Origin of the sequence: Proteus columbae (assembly GCF_009914335.1) — a bacterium.
Taxonomy (GTDB): Bacteria; Pseudomonadota; Gammaproteobacteria; order Enterobacterales; family Enterobacteriaceae; genus Proteus.
This window is the reverse complement of record NZ_CP043925.1, coordinates 3,113,794-3,135,968: the sequence shown is the minus strand read 5'-3', so window position 1 is coordinate 3,135,968 and position 22,175 is coordinate 3,113,794. Positions and strand designations below refer to the sequence as shown.

General features: G+C 41.2%; 17 protein-coding genes, 2 tRNA genes and 3 rRNA genes. 13 read left to right on the top strand and 9 right to left on the bottom strand.

Annotated elements, in window-relative coordinates; translation table 11 throughout:
• Nucleotides 1–150: 150 nt before the first annotated feature.
• The gene (gene tilS, locus F1325_RS14725) at nucleotides 151–1,482 is read left to right on the top strand and encodes a tRNA lysidine(34) synthetase TilS (RefSeq protein WP_109373126.1); all 1,332 of its coding nucleotides are present in this window, start codon (nucleotides 151–153) and stop codon (nucleotides 1,480–1,482) included.
• Nucleotides 1,483–1,515: 33 nt separating this feature from the next.
• On the opposite strand, the gene rof is transcribed toward tilS, so the two are convergent.
• Nucleotides 1,516–1,776, bottom strand: coding sequence for a Rho-binding antiterminator (rof, locus tag F1325_RS14720; protein ID WP_109373127.1), 261 nt, complete (start codon nucleotides 1,774–1,776; stop codon nucleotides 1,516–1,518).
• Between the two features lie 262 nt (nucleotides 1,777–2,038).
• Between rof and nlpE the strand changes: the two genes are divergently transcribed.
• Nucleotides 2,039–2,719, top strand: a complete 681-nt coding sequence (gene nlpE, locus F1325_RS14715; RefSeq protein WP_160230640.1) for an envelope stress response activation lipoprotein NlpE — start codon at nucleotides 2,039–2,041, stop codon at nucleotides 2,717–2,719.
• A gap of 89 nt (nucleotides 2,720–2,808) precedes the next feature.
• Here the strand turns inward: nlpE and proS are convergent, their stop codons facing one another.
• From proS to metN, 6 genes are all read right to left on the bottom strand, one after another.
• The gene (proS, locus tag F1325_RS14710) at nucleotides 2,809–4,524 is read right to left on the bottom strand and encodes a proline--tRNA ligase (RefSeq protein WP_109373129.1); all 1,716 of its coding nucleotides are present in this window, start codon (nucleotides 4,522–4,524) and stop codon (nucleotides 2,809–2,811) included.
• Nucleotides 4,525–5,003: 479 nt separating this feature from the next.
• A complete protein-coding gene (gene tsaA / locus F1325_RS14705; RefSeq protein WP_109373130.1) occupies nucleotides 5,004–5,711 on the bottom strand; it encodes a tRNA (N6-threonylcarbamoyladenosine(37)-N6)-methyltransferase TrmO in 708 nt (235 codons plus the stop codon).
• Nucleotides 5,708–6,118 (bottom strand): Rcs stress response system protein RcsF, encoded by a 411-nt coding sequence (gene rcsF / locus F1325_RS14700; protein WP_109373131.1) that lies wholly within the window; start codon nucleotides 6,116–6,118, stop codon nucleotides 5,708–5,710. Before rcsF ends, tsaA begins: the two co-directional genes overlap by 4 nt.
• Nucleotides 6,119–6,248: 130 nt before the next feature.
• Nucleotides 6,249–7,064 carry a MetQ/NlpA family lipoprotein gene (locus tag F1325_RS14695; protein ID WP_109373132.1) on the bottom strand — a complete coding sequence of 272 codons (816 nt, stop codon included), beginning with the start codon at nucleotides 7,062–7,064 and terminating at the stop codon, nucleotides 6,249–6,251.
• A gap of 66 nt (nucleotides 7,065–7,130) precedes the next feature.
• Nucleotides 7,131–7,784 (bottom strand): methionine ABC transporter permease MetI, encoded by a 654-nt coding sequence (locus F1325_RS14690; protein ID WP_109373133.1) that lies wholly within the window; start codon nucleotides 7,782–7,784, stop codon nucleotides 7,131–7,133.
• Nucleotides 7,777–8,808 (bottom strand): methionine ABC transporter ATP-binding protein MetN, encoded by a 1,032-nt coding sequence (gene metN, locus F1325_RS14685; RefSeq protein WP_099074391.1) that lies wholly within the window; start codon nucleotides 8,806–8,808, stop codon nucleotides 7,777–7,779. Before metN ends, F1325_RS14690 begins: the two co-directional genes overlap by 8 nt.
• A gap of 192 nt (nucleotides 8,809–9,000) precedes the next feature.
• Between metN and gmhB the strand changes: the two genes are divergently transcribed.
• The 10 genes from gmhB to F1325_RS14635 all read left to right on the top strand — a co-directional run bounded on the left by gmhB (nucleotide 9,001) and on the right by F1325_RS14635 (nucleotide 19,291).
• The gene (gene gmhB / locus F1325_RS14680; RefSeq protein WP_109373134.1) at nucleotides 9,001–9,567 is read left to right on the top strand and encodes a D-glycero-beta-D-manno-heptose 1,7-bisphosphate 7-phosphatase; all 567 of its coding nucleotides are present in this window, start codon (nucleotides 9,001–9,003) and stop codon (nucleotides 9,565–9,567) included.
• A gap of 396 nt (nucleotides 9,568–9,963) precedes the next feature.
• Nucleotides 9,964–11,506, top strand: a 16S ribosomal RNA gene (locus F1325_RS14675).
• An 84-nt stretch (nucleotides 11,507–11,590) separates the two neighbouring features.
• Nucleotides 11,591–11,666, top strand: a tRNA-Glu gene (locus F1325_RS14670).
• A 368-nt stretch (nucleotides 11,667–12,034) separates the two neighbouring features.
• Nucleotides 12,035–14,938, top strand: a 23S ribosomal RNA gene (locus F1325_RS14665).
• Between the two features lie 118 nt (nucleotides 14,939–15,056).
• Nucleotides 15,057–15,172 (top strand): 5S ribosomal RNA (rrf, locus tag F1325_RS14660).
• Together the 16S, 23S and 5S rRNA genes with 2 tRNA genes alongside form the textbook arrangement of a ribosomal RNA operon.
• 50 nt (nucleotides 15,173–15,222) lie before the next feature.
• Nucleotides 15,223–15,299 (top strand) — tRNA-Asp (locus F1325_RS14655).
• A gap of 217 nt (nucleotides 15,300–15,516) precedes the next feature.
• Nucleotides 15,517–16,302, top strand: a complete 786-nt coding sequence (locus tag F1325_RS14650; RefSeq protein WP_109371463.1) for an endonuclease/exonuclease/phosphatase family protein — start codon at nucleotides 15,517–15,519, stop codon at nucleotides 16,300–16,302.
• A 184-nt stretch (nucleotides 16,303–16,486) separates the two neighbouring features.
• Nucleotides 16,487–17,680 (top strand): NAD(P)/FAD-dependent oxidoreductase, encoded by a 1,194-nt coding sequence (locus F1325_RS14645; protein ID WP_109371461.1) that lies wholly within the window; start codon nucleotides 16,487–16,489, stop codon nucleotides 17,678–17,680.
• An 11-nt stretch (nucleotides 17,681–17,691) separates the two neighbouring features.
• Nucleotides 17,692–18,090 carry a hypothetical protein gene (locus tag F1325_RS14640; protein WP_160230639.1) on the top strand — a complete coding sequence of 133 codons (399 nt, stop codon included), beginning with the start codon at nucleotides 17,692–17,694 and terminating at the stop codon, nucleotides 18,088–18,090.
• A gap of 19 nt (nucleotides 18,091–18,109) precedes the next feature.
• Nucleotides 18,110–19,291, top strand: a complete 1,182-nt coding sequence (locus F1325_RS14635; protein WP_109371457.1) for a methionine gamma-lyase — start codon at nucleotides 18,110–18,112, stop codon at nucleotides 19,289–19,291.
• 94 nt (nucleotides 19,292–19,385) lie between these two features.
• Here the strand turns inward: F1325_RS14635 and F1325_RS14630 are convergent, their stop codons facing one another.
• On the bottom strand, nucleotides 19,386–20,753 hold the full coding sequence (locus F1325_RS14630) for an amino acid permease (RefSeq protein WP_098942033.1): 1,368 nt from the start codon (nucleotides 20,751–20,753) through the stop codon (nucleotides 19,386–19,388).
• A 166-nt stretch (nucleotides 20,754–20,919) separates the two neighbouring features.
• On the opposite strand from F1325_RS14630, the gene queE reads away from it, so the two are divergent.
• Nucleotides 20,920–21,591 carry a 7-carboxy-7-deazaguanine synthase QueE gene (gene queE / locus F1325_RS14625; protein WP_109371455.1) on the top strand — a complete coding sequence of 224 codons (672 nt, stop codon included), beginning with the start codon at nucleotides 20,920–20,922 and terminating at the stop codon, nucleotides 21,589–21,591.
• Between the two features lie 80 nt (nucleotides 21,592–21,671).
• Here queE and queD read toward each other — a convergent pair whose 3' ends face one another.
• Nucleotides 21,672–22,037 carry a 6-carboxytetrahydropterin synthase QueD gene (queD, locus tag F1325_RS14620; protein ID WP_160230638.1) on the bottom strand — a complete coding sequence of 122 codons (366 nt, stop codon included), beginning with the start codon at nucleotides 22,035–22,037 and terminating at the stop codon, nucleotides 21,672–21,674.
• Nucleotides 22,038–22,175 lie beyond the last annotated feature (138 nt).

Sequence of the window (22,175 nt, the reverse complement as noted above, 5' to 3'; positions counted from 1 at the left end):
TAATCAATATTCTGCTTTCTTTTGGCTCTTTATATGAGCCATTCAAGATCCTTGGATATGGTATTAATTGCAGGAATGCTTTGTATTCGTGCAAAATCAGGTAGAAAAGCTTAACATAATCATCTGAATTCACAGATAAATGATAATGCTATGGAACTGGAAAACTGTTCACTTCTTGAAGAAATCAAACAACAGATTGATCCTTACACTAAAATTTTGGTGGGTTTTAGTGGTGGGGTAGATTCAACAGTTTTATTGCATGGGCTTGTTCGTTTGCGTGATGAATTCCAGTTACCTTTAGAATTAGCAGCTATCTATATTCATCATGGATTAAATATCAAAGCAGATGATTGGCTTGCCCACTGTAAACAATATTGTCAGCAATGGCGTGTCGATTTTATCAGTGAAAAAGTGAATGTAGATCCTAAAGAGGGTGGCCTTGAAAGTGGTGCAAGAGAGGCGCGTTATCAAGCCTTTCGCCGATATTTACAGCCACAACAAGTATTAGTAACTGCTCAACACCAAGATGATCAAGCTGAAACTTTTTTACTGGCTTTAAAGCGAGGCAGTGGCCCTGCTGGATTGTCTTCAATGCCTGCCAAGATGTTGTTTGAGAATAGTTATTTACTTCGACCATTACTTAATATTACTCGTGAGCAAATCGAGTCCTATGCGACAGAGCAACGATTAAATTGGATAGAAGACGATAGTAATCAAGATGATCGTTATGATCGCAATTTTTTACGATTGCGTGTTATGCCCTTACTAGCTCAACGTTGGCCTCATTTTTCACAAGCGGTAACTAGAAGTGCTGCATTGTGTGGTGAACAAGAAGCACTACTAGACGAACTATTAGATTCTGAACTTAATGGTTTAATGGACAGTGAACACAGCTTAGATATTAATCAACTTGCCCATTGTAGTGTTATAAAGCGCAATGCTTTACTGAGGCGCTGGTTTGCTAAACACAATAAAACCATGCCTTCAAGACAACAAATATTACGACTATGGCAAGAAGTGGCTTTAGCCAAAGCGGATGCCGAACCTAGATTACAATTTTATCAAGATGAAGTCAGACGTTATAAACAGCGCCTTTATCTAGTTCCAATCATTAAAGAGCCTGCTGAGCATGCTATTGAGTGGTCGCTCAATGAGCCTTTATGTTTACCTAATGGATTAGGTGCTCTATCACTCGTAGCCGAAATTGGAAAAAACACTGTCAGAAAGCCTTCGAGTGATGAAAAAGTCACTGTGCGTTTTGGTTTAACACAAGCATCTTTACGTATTGTAGGGCGAGAGCATGCTCGACATAGTAAAAAGATTTGGCAAGAGCTTGAAGTTGCACCTTGGCGTAGAACCCGGATCCCTTTGATTTATTATAATGATACGTTAATTGCAGCTATTGACACATTTGTTACTTTTGAGGGAAAAGCAACATCAGAACACGCTATTACTATTGAGTGGCGAAAGGCTCATGAATGAACAACCGCCGGTTGGCGGTTGTTCTTTATTCGGTTATTCCGATTTTATAACAATTGTCCCAAGTTCGGGATTAGAAAAACTGGCAATAACATCCAGTCGTAAATCTTTAGAGCCTTCAGACGTTTTGACTTTTAGGTATTCAACTTTCTTGCTTAAGAAAAGGTCATCCGCAACACCTTCAATAAGCTCACCATCATGCAGTTCAATATGGAGTGCTAAACCACGCTGACATGCTAACTCCAGATACTCATAATCATCACAGTTAATTGGTTGATATTCTGTATTTGTTGACATATTCCCTCACCACTCTTTCGTGGCGGTGTTGCCGCCAGTGAATAATTCAGAATAAAATCATTATGCTGTTATTCGATGTGAGCACAATAGTTATTATAATAATTTTCTGAAATAGTTCTTTATTCGAAGTGATTTGAGAAATAATTAACAATTATGGGTGCATTTATCTTAAAGCTTGTTTTATTGCCCCCTTTTATTTTAAAAAATGTTAGAATCATATAGAGAATGATTTATTAAAAAGTACCCAGAATGTAGGGAGTCGATGATGGGGAAAAAATTTTTATTTGCAGCCGTTGCTGCTGGGTTATTTATACTGTCAGGTTGCCAAAATAATATTGGCTTATCACTTGATGGAAAAATTGTAGACCAAACTTACAACAGTATTCTGCCTTGTGCCGATTGCTCTGGCATCGACACGACAATTCTTGTTAATCAAGATGGCTCTTATGTTATGGAGCAAAGCTATCAAGGTTCACCTGATGATAAACGTAGTTTCTTTGAATCAGGAACATGGGTATTAGGTAAAGATAAGCTGACATTGACTAATAGTTATGGTGAGAAGAGCTATTATTTACCTCGTGAAGATAAATTAGTCATGCTTGATATTGATGGCAATGTTATTAATTCAGAACTAAATTATACTTTAGCTAAGGTTCAACCTAAACAGCTTGCCGGCGAGTTCACTTATTTTGCTGATGCAGGTACGTTTAAAGATTGCCAATCAGGGCGTGTTTACGCAGCTAGTGGTATTGAATTGGAAAAAGGCTATTTCTCAACGGGTGTTGAGGGTGGAACACCTGTTTACCTCGAAGTAAATGGTTATTACAGTATTCGTCCTTCAATGGAAGACGGTCAATATGACCGAGCTTTAGTTGTTGCAGATGAAAAACCTCGTTTTAATCGTCATGGTTCTTGTGGAAATCATCGTGGTAGCAGAAGCTAAGTTTTAGTTATTCTATTCCTAATAAAAAACCCGCTTTTGCGGGTTTTTTGTTGCTCAATGAAGCCTCTTATTGTCAAGAGGCTTAATGATTAAGCGAGTTGCTCTTTGATAAAGGCAACAACATCATCAACATTGACTAGTGATTTATCATCACTACGACGTGCTTTATATTCGATTTGATTGTTATCGAGGTTACGATCACCAATCACGATCGTGTGTGGAATACCGATAAGTTCCATATCAGCAAACATTACACCCGGACGTTCTTTACGATCATCAAACAGAACATCAATACCTTGAGCACGTAATTCGTCATAAAGTTTGTCAGCGACTTCTTTAACACGATAAGAACGATGCATATTCATTGGTAAAATAGCAACTTGGAATGGTGCAATTGCATCTGGCCAAATAATACCGCGAGCATCATGATTTTGTTCAATAGCGGCAGCAACAATACGAGTTACACCGATACCATAACAGCCCATAGTAACGATTTGGTTATGACCTTCTTCGTTTTGTACGGTTGCTTTTAATGCTTCTGAATATTTTGTGCCAAGTTGGAAGATATGACCAACTTCAATACCACGTTTGATTAGTAACGTTCCTTTACCGTCTGGGCTTGGATCGCCTTCAACAACATTACGGATGTCTGCAATTTCAGCAACAGGCAGGTCACGCTCCCAGTTGATACCAAAATAGTGTTTACCATCAACGTTTGCACCTGCACCGAAATCACTCATCACAGAAACAGAACGATCCATAATAACAGGTAGTGGCAGATTAACTGGGCCTAATGAACCTGGGCCTGCATTTACAGCTTGGCGAATCTCAGCTTCAGTAGCGAAAGTTAAAGGTGCTGCAACGATAGCGCATTTTTCTGCTTTAACTTCATTAAGTTCGTGATCGCCACGGACTAATAATGCAACTAATGGGTGACCACTCTCTTTTGTACCACGAACAATCAGTGTCTTAACTGTTTTTTCAATGGGTAGATTGAATTGTTCAACTAATTCAGCAATTGTTTTAGCGTTTGGTGTATCCACTAAACGTAATTCTTCAGTTGCGGCAGCTCGTGGAGTTGCAGGCATTACTGCTTCTGCTAATTCGATATTGGCTGCATAGTCAGAGCCAGTTGAGAAGACGATGTCATCTTCACCGCTGTCTGCTAAAACTTGGAACTCATGAGAGGCATTACCACCGATAGAGCCTGTATCTGCAAGTACTGGACGGAAATCTAAACCAATACGTGAGAAAATTTTGCTGTAAGCTTCGTACATTCTGTCGTAAGTCTCTTGTAAAGACTCTTGAGAGATATGGAAAGAGTAAGCATCTTTCATAATAAATTCACGAGAACGCATAACACCAAAACGAGGGCGTACTTCATCGCGGAATTTAGTTTGAATTTGATATAAGTTCAGTGGAAGTTGTTTGTAAGAGGTAATTTCATTACGAACAATATCAGTAACAACTTCTTCATGAGTTGGGCCTAAAACGAATGGGCGCTCACCTCTGTCTGAAAAACGCAGTAATTCAGGGCCATACTGTTCCCAACGACCACTTTCTAGCCATAAGTCAGCGGGTTGAACAACGGGCATTGAAATTTCAAGTGATCCTGCGTTGTCCATCTCTTCACGAACAATTTTTTCAATTTTTCTTAGAACACGAACCCCTGTCGGCATCCAATCATAAAGACCAGAAGCGAGTTTACGGATCATGCCTGCGCGAAGCATAAGTTGATGGCTGACAATTTCTGCATCAGCAGGTGTCTCTTTTAAAGTAGAGAGCAAATAGTGGCTAGTACGCATTATTAGGTTCCATTAGAACAAAAATACTTAGGCTGACTGTCACGCCAGTCTATATCAATATAATTAGAGAAAGACTTTAGAGCGTGTTGATCTTTGCTGCTTATTTTTACAGCAAAAGAAATTTATAAAACAAGCAACATATTCAACTATTTTGGGTTTGGGCATTGATTGATATTAACAATGACCACTTAAAAATAAAAACAGCCCTACGGGTTCGATTAAAAGACGTTTCACTCATTTTATTCTGCGTTGAGAGGCGCTAGCCTAGTTCACTAGGCGGCGAGCCCCTCTCCTTGCCTAAAATGCTTTTAATTCGAATAAAAATCGACCATCAAAGGTCAACACGCTCTAGTCTACCAGTGACTTAGGTCTGCCAAAAGGGGCAAAGCATTTTTTTCAATCTGATTTGTCTAAAGACATGAGAATGACTCTCAGATTAGATTATTCATGATAGCAATATCAATGAAGATAATAGCAAGTTACCTCGGTTCTACACTAAGAACAAGTGTCTGTTGTCCATTGACTTGCCAGCGAACATTGAATTCGAGTAAGTGTACCGCATAAATTCTATCACTTTGTTCTCCCTTTTTATAAGCAGGACGAGGATCTTGCTGTAATACTTGGGTAATAAAGCGTGAAAGATGAGGGTATTCACTTGCATAGTGTTGCAGTTGTTCTGATGCAATCTGTGAAAAGAAAACTGGCATTTCGTTATTAGGGGCTTCTTGTGCAAAACCTGCAATCGCATTTGGTCGAGATTCTGCAAACGGTAAATAAGGTTTGATATCAAGAATAGGAGTGCCATCCACTAAATCGAGACTGCCTAATTCTAAAATAACAGACTGATTTTCGGCATTTACTTTTTTTAATTCAACTAACGACATACCAATTGGATTAGGACGAAAGGTTGAACGGGTGGCGAAAACGCCAATCTTTGCGTTTCCACCCAATCTCGGTGGGCGAACCAAAGGATGCCAACCTTGTTGTGCTGTTTGGTGAAAAACAAACAGTAACCAAAGGTGGCTAAATTGTTCTAAACCTCTGACTGCATCGGGGTGATTATAAGGGGTATGTAGAATAAGTTGACCGCCACCATCCTGGACTAATCCAGGTTGGCGTGGAACGGCAAATTTTTCTTTATAAGGGCTTGAAATATACCCTATAGGATTCATTTGGTAGGTGTTCATTTTGTAATGAGTAGGGCTGTGCCTTCACAAATGGCGGATTGATAGCAACCTAAGCCTGTGACAATTTGGCATTCATGCAATAAAACGGCATTCGCATTTTTGTAAGCCGCTTTTGTTGCCATTCTTTTTTTAGCAATAGGTAAACTTGCTGGAGGGTCTTGTAATGTTTGACGACAAGATTCGCCAGCGACAATACCGAGATCTTTAAAAGGTGCACCTAAAAGGTCTTCTGTTTTTTCAACAATACGCACTGAAGGTAAAGTTTGTGACCTCGGTTTTTGTGGTTGTCCTGGTTTATTTAAACGCATATCCGTAAATTTAGACTGATCAACATCAGATGATTTTTGCATTGAACAGCCTGTCATAAACAGCGCCATGATGCCAAGAAGTAGCAAGCGCATGTGCATGGGTTATATCCTCTTTATTATTGTCTATACAAAAATTAAACGGCACTAATTTAATGCAAATTAGCCAAGTAAAAAAGAGAAAGGCGAACAAATGTCCGCCTTTTTTATAATTAAGTTAAATTTTAACGTATTACCAGCCTTTTACAGCACCGCCGTTAAAGATTTTATTTGCAGCACTATCAACTTCATCAGTTTGGTAAGCTTGAATAAATTTCTTCACATTCTCACTGTCTTTATTATCTTCGCGAGCAACAATGATATTTACATATGGAGATTCTTTATCTTCAACAAAAATACCGTCTTTTGCTGGTGTTAAGTTTACTTGGCTTGCATAAGTGGTATTGATTACCGCCAAATAGATTTTTTGATCATCTAATGAACGTGGTAATTGAGGTGCTTCTAATTCTACTAATTTTAGATTTTTAGGATTTTCAATAATATCTAAAGAAGTTGGTAATAAGCCTACACCATCTTTTAATTTAATTAATCCCACTTTTTCTAATAACAGCAGTGAACGACCTAAGTTAGTTGGATCGTTAGGGATAGCCACTTGAGCGCCATCAGGTAAATCAGCTAAATCAGTAATTTTTTTAGAGTAACCCGCGATAGGGTAAATAAACGTATTTCCTACCGCAGTAATCTTGAAATTACGATCTTTAATTTGTTGATCCAAATAAGGTTTGTGTTGGAATGCATTAAGATCGATATCACCACGACTTAATGATTCATTAGGCATTACGAAGTCATTGAAAGTAACGAGTTCTACATCAAGACCATATTTATCTTTAGCAACTTGTTTTGCTACTTCTGCAACTTGTTGTTCAGAGCCAGAAATAACACCAACACGAATATGGTTTGGATCTTTTTCTTTTTCACCACAACCAGCTAATACTAATGCGCCAACTAAAGCACTTACGACTGCGAGCGATTTAAATTTCAATGACATACATTTACCCTTATTTGATCTGTTAATTAAAAGGTTTCGATTTAATAATTGAAACCTTCAATCTAATTATTTATGTGTTGTCAGCTTCACTAAGCGATCGCCGAAAAACTGAATGATAAAAACAAGAATAACGAGTAGAACAATCACAATATTCATTACAGTTGCATTATAGCCAACGTAACCATATTGATAGCCAATTTGACCTAAACCACCTGCACCAACAGCACCACCCATCGCTGAGTAACCCACTAATGTAATTAGTGTAATGGTTGCAGCATTAATCAAGCCTGGTAAAGATTCTGGTAATAAAATTTTCTTAATAATTTGCATTGGTGTTGCACCCATAGAACGAGATGCTTCAATTAATCCTTGTGGGATTTCCAATAGCGTATTTTCGACCATACGAGCAATAAAAGGTGCTGCGGCAACAGTTAATGGCACGATGGCTGCTTGCAAGCCAATAGATGTTCCTACAATCAAGCGAGTAAAAGGGATCATCCATACAAGTAAGATAATAAAAGGGATAGCCCTAAAAATATTCACAAGTGCTGAGATAACACGATAGGCAGGTGGATTTGCCATAATTTGTTCAGGACGAGTGACATAAAGTAAAACACCAAGTGGTAGCCCGATGACAAAACCAAAGAAGCCTGAAACGAAGGTCATGACTAAGGTTTCCCAGATCCCACTAATTAATAAATAAACCATTCCTTCAGACATAACCGAGAACCTCTACTTTCACATGATGCTCTTCTAAAAACGCAATCGACTTTTCAGTATTACCATTCTTACCGTGTAGCTCAGCTAACATCACGCCAAACTTCACACCACCGGCATAGTCCATTTGTGAACTTAAGATATTAATATCTGCGTCAAAACGACGAGCAACGATGGACATTAATGGTGCATCAACGGATTGACCGTTAAATTCAAGTTTCAATAATGGGAATAAACCTTCTTCCCACTCTGGTTTCATACGTTCTTTGTAATCTTCAGGAATATCCAATTGTAGTGTTGATTGGATAAAAGCCTGAGAAACAGGTGTTTTTGGATGAGAGAAAACTTCACTCACTGCATCACTTTCAACTAATTCACCACCACTTATTACTGCGACTTGATCACAAATGCGTTTTACAACGTCCATTTCATGAGTGATTAATAAAATGGTGAGGCCTAAACGACGGTTAATGTCTTTCAGCAATTCTAAAATAGAACGTGTTGTTGCTGGATCAAGTGCGCTGGTGGCTTCATCACACAACAAAACGTTGGGTGAATTTGCTAATGCACGCGCTATTGCAACACGTTGCTTTTGTCCACCAGATAAGTTTGCTGGGTAATACTCTTTCTTATCTGATAAACCAACTAATTCAAGTAATTCATTAACACGCTTATTAATCTCAGCGCGAGGTGTGTTATCAAGTTCTAATGGCAGTGCCACATTATCAAATACGGTACGTGAAGACAGTAAGTTGAAATGTTGGAAAATCATGCCAATACCACGACGTGCTTTCGTTAATTCTTTATCAGATAACTTTGTGAGATCACGCCCATCAACAAGCACTTCACCTGAAGTGGGTTTTTCTAACATATTCACACAACGTATAAGTGTACTTTTACCCGCACCTGACGATCCGATAACACCAAAAATCTGCCCTTGTGGCACATGCAGGTTAATATTTGATAGCGCTTGTATAGAACGCTCTCCCTGCTTAAATACTTTGTTTATATTCGTCAGTTTAATCATGTTTTTCTTTATATAAGTAGATATGGGACATAAAGACTATTCTGCCCGAGTTAAAATAGATGTTAAGGCGTCTAGACGGCTAAGTCAATAAAAAAGAGTTGAAGACTAATAAAGAAAGAAAGCCGTGGATATCATTCTCTATATAAGAAAAAACATGCGATACTAATAAAAATATCTAAATGGAGTAATGCTGTGAGCAAGGGGATTTCTGCGATTTTCTTAGATCGCGATGGAACTATTAATATAGACCATGGTTATGTGTCTGAAATTGATAACTTTGAATTTATCGATGGCGTGATTGAGGCAATGGCTGAATTAAAAGCTATGGGATATGCCTTGGTACTAGTGACTAATCAATCGGGCATTGGGCGTGGCTACTATAGTGAAGATCAATTTTTACATCTAACAGAGTGGATGGATTGGTCTTTGGCAGATAGAGGTGTTGATTTAGATGGTATCTATTATTGTCCTCATCATCCTGATGCCACTGTAGAAGAATATAAGAAAGAATGTGATTGTCGCAAACCAGCCTCAGGTATGTTTATGGATGCAAAAGCACAATTAAACATCGATATGGCTTCTTCTTATATGGTTGGCGATAAAAAAGAAGATATGTTGGCAGCAAAAACTGCGGGAGTGGGTCATAAAATTCTTGTTCGCACTGGAAAAGAGATAACTGAAGAGGCACAACAGTGTGCAGATTTTGTTCTCGATAGCCTTGCAGACTTGCCAAAATGGCTAAAAAGCCACAAAAAATAGGCACTTCGTTTAATTTACCAACAAACGAACATTTTTTTTTAAAAAACTATTGCCAGCCTCAGAAAACTCCCTATAATGCGTCCTCGTTGTCACGGCACAGGGCGCTAAGCGAACTGACTGAGAGAACGAAGAAAAAAAGTGAAAAGCCTTGAAAATAAACGCTTGACACTGAATGAGGAAGATGTAGAATGCACCTCCTCGCAACAACGCAGAAGACCGGAAACGGCAGCGAATGTTGCACTGCTCTTTAACAAATTATCAGACAATCTGTGTGGGCACTCGCAGAGACGATATCTTCTAAAATATTAGATGTATCAAGTCTTGAAGAGTGAACAACAAAAGTAAATTCATTTATGAATAGCTAAGTTTTCGATTTCTTTGAGCATCAAACACTTTTAATTGAAGAGTTTGATCATGGCTCAGATTGAACGCTGGCGGCAGGCCTAACACATGCAAGTCGAGCGGTAACAGGAGAAAGCTTGCTTTCTTGCTGACGAGCGGCGGACGGGTGAGTAATGTATGGGGATCTGCCCGATAGAGGGGGATAACTACTGGAAACGGTAGCTAATACCGCATGACGTCTACGGACCAAAGCAGGGGCTCTTCGGACCTTGCGCTATCGGATGAACCCATATGGGATTAGCTAGTAGGTGAGGTAATGGCTCACCTAGGCGACGATCTCTAGCTGGTCTGAGAGGATGATCAGCCACACTGGGACTGAGACACGGCCCAGACTCCTACGGGAGGCAGCAGTGGGGAATATTGCACAATGGGCGCAAGCCTGATGCAGCCATGCCGCGTGTATGAAGAAGGCCTTAGGGTTGTAAAGTACTTTCAGCGGGGAGGAAGGTGATAAAGTTAATACCTTTATCAATTGACGTTACCCGCAGAAGAAGCACCGGCTAACTCCGTGCCAGCAGCCGCGGTAATACGGAGGGTGCAAGCGTTAATCGGAATTACTGGGCGTAAAGCGCACGCAGGCGGTTGATTAAGTTAGATGTGAAATCCCCGGGCTTAACCTGGGAATGGCATCTAAGACTGGTCAGCTAGAGTCTTGTAGAGGGGGGTAGAATTCCATGTGTAGCGGTGAAATGCGTAGAGATGTGGAGGAATACCGGTGGCGAAGGCGGCCCCCTGGACAAAGACTGACGCTCAGGTGCGAAAGCGTGGGGAGCAAACAGGATTAGATACCCTGGTAGTCCACGCTGTAAACGATGTCGATTTGGAGGTTGTTCCCTTGAGGAGTGGCTTCCGGAGCTAACGCGTTAAATCGACCGCCTGGGGAGTACGGCCGCAAGGTTAAAACTCAAATGAATTGACGGGGGCCCGCACAAGCGGTGGAGCATGTGGTTTAATTCGATGCAACGCGAAGAACCTTACCTACTCTTGACATCCAGCGAATCCTTTAGAGATAGAGGAGTGCCTTCGGGAACGCTGAGACAGGTGCTGCATGGCTGTCGTCAGCTCGTGTTGTGAAATGTTGGGTTAAGTCCCGCAACGAGCGCAACCCTTATCCTTTGTTGCCAGCGCGTGATGGCGGGAACTCAAAGGAGACTGCCGGTGATAAACCGGAGGAAGGTGGGGATGACGTCAAGTCATCATGGCCCTTACGAGTAGGGCTACACACGTGCTACAATGGCAGATACAAAGAGAAGCGACCTCGCGAGAGCAAGCGGAACTCATAAAGTCTGTCGTAGTCCGGATTGGAGTCTGCAACTCGACTCCATGAAGTCGGAATCGCTAGTAATCGTAGATCAGAATGCTACGGTGAATACGTTCCCGGGCCTTGTACACACCGCCCGTCACACCATGGGAGTGGGTTGCAAAAGAAGTAGGTAGCTTAACCTTCGGGAGGGCGCTTACCACTTTGTGATTCATGACTGGGGTGAAGTCGTAACAAGGTAACCGTAGGGGAACCTGCGGTTGGATCACCTCCTTACCTAAGAGATACGTGTTATGTGCAGTGCTCACACAGATTGTCTGATGAAGAACGAGCAAAAGCGCGTCTGCGAAGCTGACTGAAGTCCCCTTCGTCTAGAGGCCTAGGACACCGCCCTTTCACGGCGGTAACAGGGGTTCGAATCCCCTAGGGGACGCCAATTGCGCGGTATGAGTGAAAGGCGTACCACACTATAGTCTGATGAGAATCAGAGAATAGTTAAGATAATTCGCATGAGTTATTTTACCTATTATGCTCTTTAACAATCTGGAACAAGCTGAAAAATTGAAAACAAATCAATATATCACCGAGGTATATTGATGAGTCTCTCAAAATCTCAGACCTTGAATGTGTGATACTCCAAGGCGAGTGTCATGAGCGAGCAACAGCAATTCTAGGCGGACAGCGCGCAGTAAGCGCAGCATACATAAGTATGTGAGCATTACGAGCACTGCCCAACAACGAATTGATGCTTGTGTAGCCATGACCTTTAAAGTCGTCTTCGAGAGAAACACCTTCGGGTTGTGAGGTTAAGCGAATAAGCGTACACGGTGGATGCCTAGGCAATCAGAGGCGATGAAGGACGTGCTAATCTGCGATAAGCGTCGGTAAGGTGATATGAACCGTTATACCCGACGATTTCCGAATGGGGAAACCCAATATCCAATGGATATTATCATTAACTGAATACATAGGTTAATGAAGCGAACCGGGAGAACTGAAACATCTCAGTACCCCGAGGAAAAGAAATCAACCGAGATTCCCCTAGTAGCGGCGAGCGAACGGGGAACAGCCCAGAGTCTTAATCAATAGCAGCATCAGGAGAACGGTCTGGAAAGTCCGGCAGTAAAGGGTGATAGCCCCGTATCTGAAGATGCTGTTATTGTGAACTCGACGAGTAGGGCGGGACACGTGTTATCCTGTCTGAATATGGGGGGACCATCCTCCAAGGCTAAATACTCCTGATTGACCGATAGTGAACCAGTACCGTGAGGGAAAGGCGAAAAGAACCCCGGCGAGGGGAGTGAAAAAGAACCTGAAACCGTGTACGTACAAGCAGTAGGAGCCTCTTCGTGAGGTGACTGCGTACCTTTTGTATAATGGGTCAGCGACTTATATTCTGTAGCAAGGTTAACCGAATAGGGGAGCCGTAGGGAAACCGAGTCTTAACTGGGCGAATGAGTTGCAGGGTATAGACCCGAAACCCGGTGATCTATCCATGGGCAGGTTGAAGGTTGGGTAACACTAACTGGAGGACCGAACCGACTAATGTTGAAAAATTAGCGGATGACTTGTGGATGGGGGTGAAAGGCCAATCAAACCGGGAGATAGCTGGTTCTCCCCGAAAGCTATTTAGGTAGCGCCTCGTGAACTCATCTTCGGGGGTAGAGCACTGTTTCGACTAGGGGGTCATCCCGACTTACCAACTCGATGCAAACTACGAATACCGAAGAATGTTATCACGGGAGACACACGGCGGGTGCTAACGTTCGTCGTGAAGAGGGAAACAACCCAGACCGCCAGCTAAGGTCCCAAAGTCATGGTTAAGTGGGAAACGAAGTGGGAAGGCTCAGACAGCCAGGATGTTGGCTTAGAAGCAGCCATCATTTAAAGAAAGCGTAATAGCTCACTGGTCGAGTCGGCCCGCGCGGAAGATGTAACGGGGCTAAACCATGCACCGAAGCTGCGGCAGCGACACTTAGGTGTTGTTGGGTAGGGGAGCGTTCTGTAAGCCTGCGAAGGTGTACTGTGAGGTATGCTGGAGGTATCAGAAGTGCGAATGCTGACATAAGTAACGATAATGCGGGTGAAAAACCCGCACGCCGGAAGACCAAGGGTTCCTGTCCAACGTTAATCGGGGCAGGGTGAGTCGACCCCTAAGGCGAGGCTGAAAAGCGTAGTCGATGGGAAACGGGTTAATATTCCCGTACTGGTGGTAACTGCGATGGGGGAACGGAGAAGGCTAGGTTGTCCGGGCGACGGTCGTCCCGGTTCAAGCATGTAGGCAGAGTGATTAGGCAAATCCGGTCACTTAATGCTGAGGTGTGATGACGAGCCACTAAGGTGGTGAAGCAATTGATGCCCTGCTTCCAGGAAAAGCCTCTAAGCTTCAGGTTACCAACAATCGTACCCCAAACCGACACAGGTGGTCAGGTAGAGAATACTCAGGCGCTTGAGAGAACTCGGGTGAAGGAACTAGGCAAAATGGTGCCGTAACTTCGGGAGAAGGCACGCTGGCGGTAAGTGAAGTCCCTTGCGGACGGAGCCGAAGCCAGTCGAAGATACCAGCTGGCTGCAACTGTTTATTAAAAACACAGCACTGTGCAAACACGAAAGTGGACGTATACGGTGTGACGCCTGCCCGGTGCTGGAAGGTTAATTGATGGGGTTATCCGTAAGGAGAAGCTCTTGATCGAAGCCCCAGTAAACGGCGGCCGTAACTATAACGGTCCTAAGGTAGCGAAATTCCTTGTCGGGTAAGTTCCGACCTGCACGAATGGCGTAATGATGGCCAGGCTGTCTCCACCCGAGACTCAGTGAAATTGAACTCGCTGTGAAGATGCAGTGTACCCGCGGCAAGACGGAAAGACCCCGTGAACCTTTACTATAGCTTGACACTGAACATTGAGCCTTGATGTGTAGGATAGGTGGGAGACTTAGAAGTGTGGACGCCAGTCTGCATGGAGTCAACCTTGAAATACCACCCTTTAACGTTTGATGTTCTAACCTAGGCCCATAATCTGGGTCGGGGACCGTGTCTGGTGGGTAGTTTGACTGGGGCGGTCTCCTCCTAAAGAGTAACGGAGGAGCACGAAGGTTGGCTAAGCATGGTCGGACATCATGCGGTTAGTGCAAAGGCATAAGCCAGCTTGACTGTGAGAGTGACGGCTCGAGCAGGTACGAAAGTAGGTCTTAGTGATCCGGTGGTTCTGAATGGAAGGGCCATCGCTCAACGGATAAAAGGTACTCCGGGGATAACAGGCTGATACCGCCCAAGAGTTCATATCGACGGCGGTGTTTGGCACCTCGATGTCGGCTCATCACATCCTGGGGCTGAAGTAGGTCCCAAGGGTATGGCTGTTCGCCATTTAAAGTGGTACGCGAGCTGGGTTTAGAACGTCGTGAGACAGTTCGGTCCCTATCTGCCGTGGGCGTTGGAAGATTGAGAGGGGTTGCTCCTAGTACGAGAGGACCGGAGTGAACGCACCACTGGTGTTCGGGTTGTCATGCCAATGGCATTGCCCGGTAGCTAAGTGCGGAAGAGATAACCGCTGAAAGCATCTAAGCGGGAAACTTGCCTCGAGATGAGTCTTCCCTGTCACCTAGAGTGACCTAAAGGAACGTTTAAGACTAAGACGTTGATAGGCTGGGTGTGTAAGCGTAGCGATACGTTGAGCTAACCAGTACTAATGAACCGTGAGGCTTAACCTGACAACACCGAAGGTGTTTTGTCTGAGAGACGAACATCGATGAAGTAAGCTTGTTTAAGATTGAATATTGCTGGTTACTGAGAAAGAAACAACAGTAACGGGTAATGATACCGAATTTGCTTGGCGGCCATAGCGCAGCGGACCCACCTGAATCCATGCCGAACTCAGAAGTGAAACGTTGTAGCGCCGATGGTAGTGTGGGGTCTCCCCATGTGAGAGTAGGGAACTGCCAGGCATTAATTAAAGCGTTAGTGTTAGATAACATTAATCGCGCAAAGAATACGCGGAGCGGTAGTTCAGTTGGTTAGAATACCTGCCTGTCACGCAGGGGGTCGCGGGTTCGAGTCCCGTCCGTTCCGCCAACATTAAGAAACCTAAGTTTAACGACTTAGGTTTTTTTTTGCTTAAAATTTAGAATAAAAAATAAATTAATCGGATAATTTTAAGTAAACATAACTATTATATATAAAAATAATTACTTTTGTTGATTATGGTGTCCTTTTAAAGGGTGAGAGCGAAGCTTGGCTTTGGTATACTTTAGTTATAGCAAGATATCTTGCTGTTTATCTGAGGTTGCTAATGGCGAAAAAACCGAATTATTCAGTGCGTTTTGTAGCAGGTCAACCTGTTGAAAGGATTGAGCCCAGCCCACCTTTAAGTGAAAGAAAGGATACCTTACCTATCGGAATGCCCCTTTACACTGAAGGCACTCTAAAAATTGCGGTTTGGAATATCTATAAACAGCAACGACTCAATTGGCGTAATATGTTGGAAACGCTCTCAACAGATACGCATTTGCTTTTGTTACAAGAAGCTCAAACTACACCTGAGCTTGTACGTTTTGCTGGAATTCACCATTTAATTGCAGACCAAGTCCCTGCTTTGGCTTTTCAACAACACCCAGCTGGTGTGATGACATTATCAAGTTCCCATCCTATCTATTGCTGCCCTCTCAGAGAGAAAGAGCCCTTTTTACGACTACCCAAATCAGCATTAATTACGGTATATCCATTAATTACGGGTGATCATTTAATGGTTATTAATGTACATGCGATTAATTTTAGTTTTGGTGTCGATGTTTATCAGCGTCAATTGAGCAATTTATCTGTTCATATCATGAATCACAAAGGACCTGTTATTTTAGCGGGTGATTTTAATGCGTGGAGCCGCCCAAGAGTCAATGTATTAAAACGTTTTGCAAGAGCGTTAAGACTTAAAGAAGTTATTTTTGATAATGATTGGCGTACAAAAGCCTTTGGTAAACCTTTGGATTATATTTTTTATCGAGGGTTATCGTTGAATAAAGCTGAGGTCTTAATCACAGATGCATCTGACCATCATCCTTTAATCGCGACATTTTATTAGTAGGTAATAATAACATAAGTTAATATTTAATTTTTAATATTTAAATTAAATATGATTATATCATCTATCAATTAGATATATTATTTTATGGGTAATTTATCTATCTATTTAATCTATTTGTTATATTAACGTTATTTACTATACTTTTTTGGTCTATCTAATATCACTAGATATAGGAAATAAAATGCCAACAAAAAATATAGTTATTATTGGCGGTGGTACCGGCGGAACTATTCTTGCTAATATCCTAGCTAAAAAATTAAATGACGAAATCTTTTCAAATAAAATTAAAATTACGCTTATTTCAGATAATCCTAATCATTATTACAAACCTGCATTTATGTATATTGCATTTAATCTTTTTTTAAAAGAAGAGCTAATGCGATCAGAAAGAAGTTTATTAAGACCCGAAATTGAATTTGTTATTGATAAAGCAGAACGTTTTGACTTTAATAATAAAGTAATTTATTGCGAGTCTAATAAAAAATATAACTATGATTTTTTAGTATTAGCAACAGGTTGTGTTCCTAGTCCTCATAGAATTGAAGGCTTAAAAGAAGCGGGAAATCATTTTTACCAATATGAAGCCGCAAGAACACTTGCTGATAAATTAGCTAAAATTGAAAAAGGCCGTGTATTTATTACTGTTAGCTTCCCTGAAACACCTAATGTACCGCATCAATGTGGTATTGCTCCTATGGAGACAACATTGATGCTGGATGAGCTTCTTCGTCAGCGTCGGGTGAGAAATAATATTGAAATTGTTTATACCTATCCTACGGTTGCTCAACTTCTAAGAAACTGTCTGTTTATGCAACAGGAAGTTTGTGAAGTTCTTCCGGCCGTATTCTCTGAGCGAGATATTAAAGCTAAGCGAGGCTTTACGTTGAGCCATGTTGATCCTGATAAGAAAATAGCTTACTCAAAAGAGGGCGAGGAAGAGCCATTTGATATCCTTATGAGTACACCGCCTATTACTGCCGTTGAGGCGATTCGTAATACTGGTTTGAGTGAACATAATAATGGTGAAGGTTGGTTACCTACTGATCCTGAAACATTGCAAGTCTATGGATTAAATCAAGTGTATGTTCTTGGTGATACGGTTGATTTACCGATTAGTAAAGCCGGCGGTAGTTGTCATAACCAAGCGGGTGTAATTGCAAATAACATCTGTGGTGAACTTCGTTACGGTTATCCTGCTGCGATTTATGATGGTCGTGTGCAAGCGGTCGCACAAATGGGATTATCAGCAGGTATGCCATTACAGTATGACTATAAACATGACGTAATTCCTACACCACCGACAAAGCTAGGCGGATTACTGCGTAATAGTTATAACCGAGGTTTATATTGGGCAACCGTTAGAGGATTATTATAGGGGATACAATAATGAGTGAAAATAACTTAAGCCCAGCAGATATTCAACTATTATCTGATGAAGATAAATTACATCTTCAACATTTATTAGAAAAAGCAAGACCATTATTAGCATTAAAGCGCTTTGATAATATCGTCGATTTATTATCTTTAATATCTGACTCAATAGATATTATGGATAATGCAACAGTTGAAAAAATTTCGGTTGCGTTTGAAGAAACATTAATTCCAATATGGGAGTTAAGTGCTGCTTATAATATGGCAAAGAAAGAATCTCTTTATCAAGATAAAAAATATACATTAGGTTCAACTTTTGCATTATTAAGAAATCCTGATACTCTTAAAGGGATTTCAATTATTTTAAGAACAGTTCAAATTATCGGGGGAAATAACAAACTAATAGAAAGTTAATTAATAAATAGGAGATGTAATGACGCAAAGTAATAAACATTTTAATACTCAAGCAATACATTATGGTTATTCTCCGTTAGATTCTCAGGGGGCATTAGTGCCTCCTGTTTTTCAAACATCCACTTTTGTTTTTCCAACGGCACAATATGGTGCTGATTGCTTTGCTGGAAAACAAAAAGGGTATTTTTATTCTCGGATCTCAAACCCTACTTTAGAGTTATTAGAAAAGCGTTTAGCACAATTAGAAAATGGTGAAGGCGCCGTTGTTTTTTCTTCAGGAATAGGGGCAATTACTTCTAGTTGCTGGTCGTTACTTCAGCCTGGTGATGAACTCATTGCTGATATGACGCTTTATGGTTGCACTTTTACATTTTTTAATCATGGACTTGCTAAATTTGGTGTTAAAATAAAGCACGTTGATTTAACTAACCTTGAAAAACTGAAAGAAGCGATTACTGAGAAAACAAAATTAATTTTTTTTGAAACTCCGGCTAATCCTAATATGCGAGTGAGTGATATTGCAAAAATATCAGAAATTGCGCATCAACATAATATTTTAGTCATGGTCGATAGTACTTATTGCTCGCCTTATTTACAGCAACCTTTAAAACTTGGTGCTGATATTGTTGTGCATTCTATGACCAAATATTTATCAGGTCATGGGGATGTCACTGCGGGAGCGATTATTACCACGCACGCCTTAGCGGATAAAATACGTGTTGAAGGTTTAAAGGATATGACGGGGGCTTGTTTATCTCCTCATGATGCCTCGTTAATATTACGAGGAATAAAAACACTGAGCATAAGGATGGAGCAGATCTGTAAAAATGCACAACGTATTGCAGAATATCTTACAGATAATCCTAAGGTTGAAACTATTCATTATCCGGGATTAGTTTCTTTCCCTCAATATGAACTCGCCAAACGCCAGATGCGTTTATCTGGTGGCATGATAGCTATTGAGCTAAAAGGAGGCATAAAAGTGGGTAGAGAGTTTCTCAATCGTTTAAATCTCTTTAGTCGAGCAGTGAGTTTAGGAGACTGCGAATCTTTAGCTCAACATCCTGCCACAATGACTCATGCCACTTATAGTGCAGAAGAACGACAAAGACATGGTATTAGTGATGGTTTAATTCGACTATCGATTGGTCTTGAAGATGTGGATGATTTAATTGCTGATTTAAAACAAGCTCTGGCTTAGTGAAAATCGCATAATTTATAATAAAGAAAAAGGCTGTGAATTAATCCACAGCCTTTATTGTTTAACTCAGAATTATTTGATTCAGAAATGTGATTTATTTCTGGTTCATTCTCGGTTTGATACCGACATAATAGCCAACAGTTAAAATAGCTACCCATACCATACCGACAACCAATGCCATTCTGGTTGACTCAAAATAGCCTAAGATTGCGATAACAAACGCCATAAATACGATAGTCAGTGCTGGTGCAACAGGCCATAGCGGTACTGGAAATTTAAGCGTTTTCACTTCATCTGCGCTCATCTTGCGACGCATAGCAACTTGAGAAAGCAAAATCATTAACCACACCCAAACTGTTGCAAATGTCGCAATAGAAGCGATTAAAACAAAGATTTGCTCTGGAATAAGGTAGTTAAGTACTACGCCCAGCAACAATACAACAGACATCACTAGCACCGTCATCCAAGGCACACCATTGCGAGTGAGCTTCATAAAAGATTTTGGTGCTTGCCCTTCTTGAGCCATGCCGTACATCATACGACCGGCGCCGAAGATATCACTGTTGATCGCAGAAATTGCTGCTGTGATAACCACAAGGTTTAAGATATTTGCCGCTGAATTGATCCCTAGATTTGAGAAAATCTGTACAAATGGGCTACCGTTATGGCCGATTTGTTGCCAAGGGAAAATGCACATTAGAATGAAAATCGTCAGTACATAGAATAATAAGATACGAAACGGTACGGCATTGATAGCTTTAGGAATGGTTTTTTCAGGATCTTTAGCTTCACTGGCAGTAATACCAATGACCTCAATCCCACCAAACGCAAACATCACAATGGCAAGTGAGGCTATTACTCCTTCTATGCCATTTGGCATAAAGCCGCCGAACTCCCATAAGTTAGAGATACCAATAGGGTGTTCAGTTTGTTGGCCAAAACCATACATCATAATGACAACACCACCAATGATCATGGCGATAATGGCGGTCACTTTAACAATAGAAAGCCAAAATTCCATTTCACCAAATATTTTGACATGGCAAAGGTTTAAGGCACCAATAAAGCAAACTATTCCTAAAACCCATATCCACTGATCAACATCTGGGAACCAGAGTTTCATATAAAAGCCAAATGCCGTGACGTCAGCAAGACATACAATCAGCATTTCAAAAACGTAGTTCCAGCCAGTTAAGAAGCCAGCTAAAGGCCCCATATAATGGCTTGCATATTGTGAAAAAGAGCCTGCAACAGGATGATGAACTGCCATTTCACCTAATGCACGCATAACCATAAATACTGCTGCACCACCAATAAGGTAAGCAAGCAATACAGCCGGACCCGCTTTCTCAATGGCAGCCGCAGAGCCATAAAATAAACCTGTACCGATTGCAGAGCCAAGCGCCATGAAACGAATGTGCCGCCCTGATAATCCTCGTGAAAGTTGATTCTCTTTTTGCATCTAAAGTATTCCCATCTCTGTCCAACGGAGGAACTCTATCCTCTTTTTCAGTGTCTTCTCGCACGTTAGCTATTCAAAACAAACCATGTACCTTATCATAAAGCCTCTTACGGTGAGATAGTTATCTGTAATAATCATCAGCATTCATTGGATATCAGAGTTTCTTATGCAATACCCCATTAATGAAGTGTTTCAAACCTTACAGGGTGAAGGTGTTTTTACTGGCGTTCCTGCACTTTTTGTTCGATTACAGGGTTGTCCTGTAGGTTGTAGTTGGTGTGATACCAAACATACTTGGGAAAAAGAAGACGAAAAAAAAGTTCCTCTTGGCGATATTCCTATTAAAACGCAAGAAAGCGATACTTGGGGAGAAGCCAGTGTTGCCCAGATTTTATCACTTTTCCAACGGCAAGGTTATAGTGCAAAACATGTGGTTATCACGGGAGGAGAGCCTTGCTTATATGATTTACGCCCTTTAACAGAAGGATTGGAGCAAGCAGGTTTTGCCTGTCAGATAGAAACCAGTGGTACTCACGATATTTTATGTAGTGAGAAAACATGGGTGACACTTTCCCCAAAAGTAGGCATGAAAGGGGGATTTACGGTATTACCTAGCGCAATTAATAGAGCTAATGAGATAAAACATCCCGTTGGGCGTGAAAAAGATATTGAAGCGTTAGATGCCTTACTGATATTACGCACAGAGCACCCTGCGCCTGTTGTTGCCTTACAGCCCATTAGTTGTAAAGAGAGTGCGACAGCATTATGTATTAAAACCTGTATTGAACGTAATTGGCGTTTCTCGATGCAAACGCATAAGTATTTAAATATTGCGTGATCGCGTTTTTAATATAAAAAAATCAGCCAATAAAAGGCTGATTTTCTTTTAAGTGATAATGGGTTAATGTAAAACCCGATTTATTCACCGCGATAAATACATCCCGCCGTACACGTCTCTTTTACCATCACCGCAGATAATAATGGCAATGACGGTTTTACTTGTTGCCAAATCCATTTTGCCAGCACTTCGCTAGTAGGATTTTCTAGGCCTTCAATTTCATTAAGATAGTAGTGATCTAGACGCTCAAGAGTAGGTTTAAATGCGGCTTTCACATCAGCAAAATCAATAAGCCAACCTGAATGTTCATCAACTTCACCTGTTAGTTCTAATCTAACAAGAAAAGAGTGTCCATGAAGACGCCCACATTTGTGGCCTTCAGGAACATGTGGCAAATGGTGGGCTGCTTCAAACTGAAAATCTTTAAAGATGGTGGTTGTCATCAAAACTCTCTTGACTTAATTAGTAAAAAAAAGACACAAATAGAACGAAGTCTACCAGTGTAGCTGATTTAGCGTATCACGCCTAATCTCCCTTAATCTTAATGGCTTATTATGTTCCTTTTTGCTTATTCATTATATTGA

Coding starts and splice junctions, on each gene's coding strand:
- queE (WP_109371455.1), top strand. CDS start 20,920: ATGCAATACCCCATTAATGAAGTGTTTCAAACCTTACAGGGTGAAGGT.
- F1325_RS14635 (WP_109371457.1), top strand. CDS start 18,110: ATGACGCAAAGTAATAAACATTTTAATACTCAAGCAATACATTATGGT.
- F1325_RS14630 (WP_098942033.1), bottom strand. CDS start 20,753: ATGCAAAAAGAGAATCAACTTTCACGAGGATTATCAGGGCGGCACATT.
- tilS (WP_109373126.1), top strand. CDS start 151: ATGGAACTGGAAAACTGTTCACTTCTTGAAGAAATCAAACAACAGATT.
- rcsF (WP_109373131.1), bottom strand. CDS start 6,118: ATGCACATGCGCTTGCTACTTCTTGGCATCATGGCGCTGTTTATGACA.
- F1325_RS14695 (WP_109373132.1), bottom strand. CDS start 7,064: ATGTCATTGAAATTTAAATCGCTCGCAGTCGTAAGTGCTTTAGTTGGC.
- metN (WP_099074391.1), bottom strand. CDS start 8,808: ATGATTAAACTGACGAATATAAACAAAGTATTTAAGCAGGGAGAGCGT.
- tsaA (WP_109373130.1), bottom strand. CDS start 5,711: ATGAACACCTACCAAATGAATCCTATAGGGTATATTTCAAGCCCTTAT.
- nlpE (WP_160230640.1), top strand. CDS start 2,039: ATGATGGGGAAAAAATTTTTATTTGCAGCCGTTGCTGCTGGGTTATTT.
- rof (WP_109373127.1), bottom strand. CDS start 1,776: ATGTCAACAAATACAGAATATCAACCAATTAACTGTGATGATTATGAG.
- F1325_RS14645 (WP_109371461.1), top strand. CDS start 16,487: ATGCCAACAAAAAATATAGTTATTATTGGCGGTGGTACCGGCGGAACT.
- F1325_RS14650 (WP_109371463.1), top strand. CDS start 15,517: ATGGCGAAAAAACCGAATTATTCAGTGCGTTTTGTAGCAGGTCAACCT.
- F1325_RS14690 (WP_109373133.1), bottom strand. CDS start 7,784: ATGTCTGAAGGAATGGTTTATTTATTAATTAGTGGGATCTGGGAAACC.
- proS (WP_109373129.1), bottom strand. CDS start 4,524: ATGCGTACTAGCCACTATTTGCTCTCTACTTTAAAAGAGACACCTGCT.
- F1325_RS14640 (WP_160230639.1), top strand. CDS start 17,692: ATGAGTGAAAATAACTTAAGCCCAGCAGATATTCAACTATTATCTGAT.